The following is a 6583-nucleotide window of genomic DNA, read 5'->3' on the forward strand; positions in this document are numbered from 1 at the left end:
CCAGGCCCCTTCGGAAGCGATGGACATCGAGTCGTTACCGCGCCGGCCGCGGGAAGACGAGCATGGGCCGTGGCACCTCGACCGTCGCCCGCCCTTCCTCGCTCGCGGGAGGCGCTCCGGCACGGGCGGAGGTCCGGCGGGCGCGCATGCCGGAGAGGCGGTCACGGCGGCACGACCCGCTTTCACCTTCGAAACAGAAGATACATAGCGCGACGAGATGCATCCAGAGTTACGTGCGTTACCGATATGACGAGCTCATCGGCCCCCGGGAGTGCGGCTCCCGCCCCCGCCCCGCCGTCGGACCCCCGACGTGTCCCCCGCCCCCGTTACGTCGCCCACGGAGAGACAGCCATGACACCGCAACGCACCGCTGGTTCCTCGACCTCCTCAGCCCTCCCCCGCCGCACGCTCCTCGCCGCCGTCGCGGCGGCCGGCTGCACCGCCGCACTCGCGTCGTCGCCGGTCCACGCCGCCGTGCCCGCCGTCGATCCCGTCGGGCGGCAGATGCGGGGGTTGTGGATTGCCTCCGTGGTCAACATCGACTGGCCGAGTCGCACGGGCCTGGACGCCGACGCCCAGCGCGCGGAGTTCGTACGGCTGGCGGACGAAGCCCTCGCGTGGGGGTTCAACGCCTTGTTCGTGCAGATCCGGCCGACGGCCGACGCGTTCTGGCCCTCGCCGCTCGAACCTTGGTCCCAGTGGCTCACCGGTGCGCAGGGGAGGGACCCCGGGTACGACCCGCTGGGCTTCATGGTCGAGACGGCGCACGCGCGCGGCCTCGCGTTCCACGCCTGGTTCAACCCGTACCGCGTCTCCATGCAGCCCGACCCGTCCGCGTTGGTTCCCGAGCACCCGGCCCGCGTCCATCCGGAATGGTGCGTCTCCTACGGCGGCAAGCTCTACTACGACCCCGGCGTGCCTGCCGCGCGCCGCTTCTGCCAGGAGGCGATGCTCGACGCCGTCAGGCGGTACGACATCGACGGCGTGCACTTCGACGACTACTTCTACCCCTATCCGGTCGCGGGGTCCGACTTCCCCGACGAGGAGACGTTCCGGACGTACGGAGCGGGCCACGCGGACAAGGCGGCCTGGCGCCGGCACAACGTGGATCTCATGGTCCGTGAGATGCGGGACGCCGTGCGTGCCGTACGCCCGGACGCGCTCTTCGGGATCAGCCCCTTCGGCGTCTGGCGCAACGCCACCACGGATCCGCGCGGTTCCCGGACCGCCGCCTTCCAGTCGTACGACGGCCTGCACGCGGACACCCGCGGATGGGTCGAGCGGGGGTGGCTCGACTACGTCGCGCCCCAGGTGTACTGGCACATCGGACTGCCGGTGGCCGACTACGGCGTCCTGGCACCGTGGTGGGCCGAGGTGGTCCGGGGCACGGACACGGAGCTGTGGATCGGACAGGCGGTCTACAAGTCGGGGGCCGCGGGGCAGCCCGCTCCGTGGCAGGACGGCAAGGAGCTGACGCGCCACCTGACGCTCAACGCCACGCTTCCCGACATAGGCGGCGACCTCTTCTTCAGCGCCAAGGACGTCCGCGCCGATCGCGTGGGCGACTTCGCCGCCATGCGGGCCTCCCACTGGCACCGACCGGTCCTCGGCCCCCTGCCGACCCGGCTCGACAAGGGTCCGCTTCCGCGACGACCGACCGTCGAGGTCCGGCGGGACGTCCACACCGGCACGGCCTCCCTGCGCATCAGGGCGGGGGCGCCCGGCAACAAGGACGTGCCGTTCCGTTACGCGGTGTACCGGTTCCCGCGCGACCCCGGGCACCGTCCGGAGGGGGAGCACGCCTCCCTCGTGGCGGTGATTCCCGGCGGCCGGCAGGCCGTTTACGACGATCCGGGCGCGCCGGGGGGCTGCTGGTACGCGGCGTCCGCCATCGATCGTGTGCAGCGCCAGGGCAGGCTGTCCCACCCCGCGCGCTGACCCTCGTGGTGCGCGGCAACCGGTCCGCACGGGCAGCGGTCGCCGCGCGCCTTCCCTTCCCCGCGGAACGGTCGCGGGGACCGCGGTCCTCGACAGACGGTCGACAGGCGAAGGCACTTCATGGACCATGCGTCCCATGCCTCTCACCGTTCGTGATCTATTGGCCATCCCTTCCCTTCGTCTCAGCCTCCTGGCAGGCGGCACGGGGCTTGGCCGAGTGGTCGAGGCGGCACACGCGACCGAGAACACGCGGCCCGCCGCCTGGCTCGAAGGCGCCGAAGTGGTCATGACCAACGGGCTGCTGCTCTCCGCCGACGAGCCCGGCTGCGCGGCTTACGTGGAGGAGCTCAGCGGCGGCAAGGCCGCCGCCCTCATCGTGGGAGTGGGCCCGGGACTGCCCCTGCAGGCGGTGCCAGCCGCCCTGAGCACCCATGCCGAGCGGGCCGGACTGCCCTTGCTCACGGCCCCCCAGAGCGTCCCCTTCGCCTCCATCACCAAAGCGGTCTTCCTGGCCCGGGCGGCCGAGGAACGACGCCTGCTGGAGCGCACCCTGCGCACACAACGCCGACTGTCCTCCGCGGCCGCCTCCGGGGACGGTTTGACGGGTCTGCTGTCGTCCTGGCACCAGGCGGTCAACTCGGGCGTGGCCGTGTGCGATTCCTCGGGAAGGCTCCTCGGATCGGCGGGGACCGACGGGCAGGAACTGCTGGCGAACGCCACCGCCGTGATCGAGACCGTCGCCCTGCACGGCCTCCGGGGAAGCGGCGGCGCGGACCTGCCCTGCGGAAGGCTCGTGGTGCAGCCCCTCGGCACGACGCGCCCGCGCGGATTCCTCGTCCTCCTCGACGCGGACTCCCCCGAGGCACGGCTGCTGATCAGCGTCCTCGTGTCCCTGCTCTCCGTCGAGCTGGAACGCCGTCACCTGGCCGACGAGCCGCAGCGCCGCCGCCGCGCGGCCCTCCTCGCCCGGCTCTTCCATCCGGACGTCACTGCGGACCAGGCGAGGTCCTTGCTGCGGACGGCCGACGTCGCCTCGGCGTCCGTCCGGGCCGTGGCCGTGCGAGCGGCCGGCGAACCGGTGGAACTCGCCGCCGATCTCGCCCTGGCGGTGCCCGGAGGGCTCGCGCGCGTGACCGGCGAGACGGTCGAGATGGTCGTTCCGGAAGGCGTGGACACGTCCGCGGTGCTCCACCGCTTCGCCACGGGCCTGCCGGCGGGCATAGGTCCCGCCGTCGCTCCGCAGCACGCGGCGCTCTCGCTCCGGCAGGCGATCGCCCTGCTGTCCTCCAGCACCGAGCTGGGACGTCCCGTGAGCGCCTCGGAGGCGGGTTCGGTCAGGCTCCTGCTGAGCCTGGGCAGTCCCGCGACCCTGGCGGCCTTCGCCGACACCGTACTGGCACCGCTCGATGCCGCGGACCCGGGCGGGGAACTCACCGAGACCCTCCGGGTCTGGCTGGAGACGAACGGCTCCTGGGCCGAGACCTCGTCCCTGCTGGGCCTGCACCGGCACACCGTCCAGAACCGCATCGAGAAGGTGGCCAGGCTGACGGGAAGACAGCAGGACCGGGCGGAGGACCGGGTCGACCTCTGGCTGGCGCTGACGGCTCGGGCGGTGGGCGGTCCCCTCGCCCACCAGCAGAAATACAGGAACGCCGTTCCCCCAAAGGGCTAAACAGTCCAAGCCGTCTCCGGACGGATCGACATGACGTCCATTTCAAGACAGGCCTGCCTGTTCCTACCGTACGCCTGCCGGCCATGCCTCCTGGCACCCGCTCCCGGAGGTCCCTTCCCCCGCGAGCGCACCGACCCGCCGGGGGGACACCGAGGCCGGCAGCCACAGGAACAGAGAGGACCGTCCATGCCCCCTGCGTCCACCACGGCCACCACGGCCACCACGGCGGGTTCGCGTCTCGGAGAGGCGCGAACCCTGGTCACCGCCCTCGTCGCGGCACTGCTCCTCGGACTGCTCGCCGCGGTCCCCGCCCACGCGGCCCTGCCGGCCTGGCCGCTGCTGCAGAAGGGAGCCACGGGGAACGACGTCGCCAGCCTGCAGTTCCTCCTCCGCCAGCACGGCGGCGTCGTCACCGCCAACGCCGAGTTCGACGCCCAGACGCGCAGCGCCGTCATCACGTTCCAGCAGAACCAGGGACTCTCGGCCGACGGGATCGTCGGACCCGCCACCTGGAGCAAGCTCGTGATCAGCGTCGCCCCCGGCTCCACGCAGGCCAACGCCGTCCGGGCCCTGCAGTTCCAGCTCCGCGAGCACGGATACCGCGACGTGGCGACCGACGGCGTCTTCGGACCGTCGACGACCACCGCGGTGGAGGGCTACAAGGCGCGGCACCAGCTCACGGGAGGAACGACCGTGGGGGCCACCACCTGGCAGCACCTGCTCGGATCACCGCCCGGATCCGGCCCCCAGGGCACGTACGCCTTCGTCATCCCGCGCGAGGACGTCTTCGACGGTCGGGAAAGCCTCCTGTGGGCCCATCACGACTACCCCGCCAGCGACATCGCCGTGGAGACCGGGACGCCCGCCTACGCCATCACCGGCGGCACCGCCCGGCTCAACGGCGGCCTCGACGACTCCTGCGGCCTGGGCGTGGCGATCGACGGTGACGACGGCGTCAGCTACCAGTACTGCCACCTCGACAGCCGCGACGTCAGCCACGGCGCCCGGGTGACGGCGGGCCAGCTGATCGCCCGCACCGGCAACACCGGCAACTCCACGGGCCCCCACCTCCACTTCGGCATCTTCCGGCAGGGCGATTCCGTCTGTCCCCAGCAGATGCTGATCGCCCTCTACGACGGCCTCGTTCCGCCCTCTCCGTGGACCCTCCCGACTTCAGGCTGCACTTACTGACCGGGCGGCGACCGCCGGGAAGCGGTCCCCGGGTCCCGTCCGGGGTCCGGCCGCGCCCCTGCGGGCCGACCGCTCCCCAGCACGCGCCTCGCACTCCTGTGCAGTCCCACGGAAGGGAAAACCGGCCATGACCGAGACACCGCCGCCCCGCAGAGCCCGTGCCGAGATCGACCTCGGCGCATTGCGTGCGAACGTCCGCACGCTGCGCGCCCGCGTCGCCCCCCACGTCCGGATCATGGCCGTGGTCAAGGCCGACGCCTACGGACACGGCGCGGTGCGCTGCGCCCGTGCCGCCCTGGGCGCGGGCGCGGACTGGCTGGGCACGGCCACCCCGCACGAGGCGCTCGCGCTGCGCGCGGCGGGGATCACGGACGTGCCCGTCATGTGCTGGCTGTGGACGCCGGGCGACCCCTGGGACCGGGGCATCGAGGCCGGTCTCGACATGTCGGTGAGCGGCATGTGGGCCCTGCGGGAGGTGGTGGCGGCCACGGAGGCGACCGGCAAACGGGCGCGGATCCAGCTCAAGGCCGACACCGGGCTGGGCCGCAACGGGTGCCAGCCCGCCGACTGGCCCGAGCTGGTCGCCCAGGCGCTCAAGGCCCAGGCTCGGGGGCTGGTGAAGGTGACCGGTCTGTGGTCGCACTTCGCGTGCGCCGACGAGCCGCACCACCCCTCCATCGCCGCTCAGCTGGACGTCTTCCGTTCGATGCTGCAGTACGCCGAGAAGGCGGGGGTGGAGCCAGAGGTGCGGCACATCGCCAACTCGCCGGCCACCCTGACGCTTGCCGAGGCCCACTTCGACATGGTCCGGCCGGGCATCGCGATGTACGGCGTGTCACCCAGCCAGGGGCTCGGCACCTCCGCGGAGCTGGGCCTGCGGCCGGTGATGTCGCTCAAGGCGAGCGTGGCGCTGGTCAAGCACGTGCCCGCCGGGCACGGCGTGAGCTACGGGCACCACTACGTCACCGAGGGCGAGACCACCCTGGGCCTGGTCCCGCTGGGCTACGCGGACGGGGTGCCCCGGCACGCCTCGGGCCGCGGCCCGGTCCTGGTCGGGGGCCGGGTGCGCACGGTCGCGGGGCGGGTGGCGATGGACCAGTTCGTGGTCGACCTCGGCGGCGACACGCCCGAGCCCGGCGCCGAGGCGGTGCTGTTCGGGTCCGGGGAGCGGGGCGAGCCGACCGCCGAGGACTGGGCGGTGGCCGCCGACACCATCGCGTACGAGATCGTGACCCGCATCGGCGCGCGCGTCCCGCGCGTCTACCCGGGCAACGGGGACTGACGCTCCCCCACTTCGACCATCGCCGTACCGGCACTCGGCACCGGCACCGGCCGAGCCGGACCGGCACGTCCCGCTCCGTGCCATCGGACCCCACGGAGCAGCGGCGACCAGGCCGCACCTCCCTGCCGCATGCGGCAGGTACTTGATCCGTCCTCCCTTCGCGGTACCCGCACCGGAGGACCGTTCCGTTCCATCCGTCCAGACAGGAGAACCAGCATGAGAATCCGTCCCGTCCTGACCGCTCTGGCACTCGTCACCGGGGCCCTCTTCGCCCCCGGGTTCGGCGCCCTCACCGCCGCCGGCGAGGCCCACGCCGTCACCAAGATCAGCCACGCCACCGCGACCGCCATGTTCACCGCCTCCGGGATCACCTGGTCCTCGTCCGGCAACTGCTCCGACCGCTACAACCCCACCTGTACGTCCTTCGAGCAGCTCAACCTCGCCACCGCCCAGGGCGCCCAGACCCTCAAGAGCGCCAGCGGCTGCGCCCTCAACATCAC

General features: G+C 72.6%; 3 protein-coding genes and 2 pseudogenes. All 5 read left to right on the forward strand.

From position 1 onward, the window contains the following. Window positions 1-351: 351 nt before the first annotated feature. Window positions 352-1614, forward strand: a pseudogene (locus tag IE245_RS26050) (glycoside hydrolase family 10-like protein); the annotation flags it as partial. Between the two features lie 460 nt (window positions 1615-2074). Next, the gene (locus tag IE245_RS26055; RefSeq protein WP_189951742.1) at window positions 2075-3610 is read left to right on the forward strand and encodes a PucR family transcriptional regulator; all 1536 of its coding nucleotides are present in this window, start codon (window positions 2075-2077) and stop codon (window positions 3608-3610) included. Window positions 3611-3796: 186 nt separating this feature from the next. After that, window positions 3797-4801 carry a peptidoglycan-binding protein gene (locus IE245_RS26060; protein WP_189951744.1) on the forward strand — a complete coding sequence of 335 codons (1005 nt, stop codon included), beginning with the start codon at window positions 3797-3799 and terminating at the stop codon, window positions 4799-4801. Between the two features lie 127 nt (window positions 4802-4928). Beyond that, window positions 4929-6083, forward strand: a complete 1155-nt coding sequence (gene alr / locus IE245_RS26065; RefSeq protein WP_189951746.1) for an alanine racemase — start codon at window positions 4929-4931, stop codon at window positions 6081-6083. A 216-nt stretch (window positions 6084-6299) separates the two neighbouring features. After that, window positions 6300-6583 (forward strand): annotated as a pseudogene (locus IE245_RS26070) (hypothetical protein); the annotation flags it as partial.

Source organism: Streptomyces roseolus (assembly GCF_014649855.1).
Taxonomy (GTDB): domain Bacteria; phylum Actinomycetota; class Actinomycetes; order Streptomycetales; family Streptomycetaceae; genus Streptomyces; species Streptomyces roseolus.

Coding starts and splice junctions, on each gene's coding strand:
- IE245_RS26055 (WP_189951742.1), top strand. CDS start 2,075: ATGCCTCTCACCGTTCGTGATCTATTGGCCATCCCTTCCCTTCGTCTC.
- IE245_RS26060 (WP_189951744.1), top strand. CDS start 3,797: ATGCCCCCTGCGTCCACCACGGCCACCACGGCCACCACGGCGGGTTCG.
- alr (WP_189951746.1), top strand. CDS start 4,929: ATGACCGAGACACCGCCGCCCCGCAGAGCCCGTGCCGAGATCGACCTC.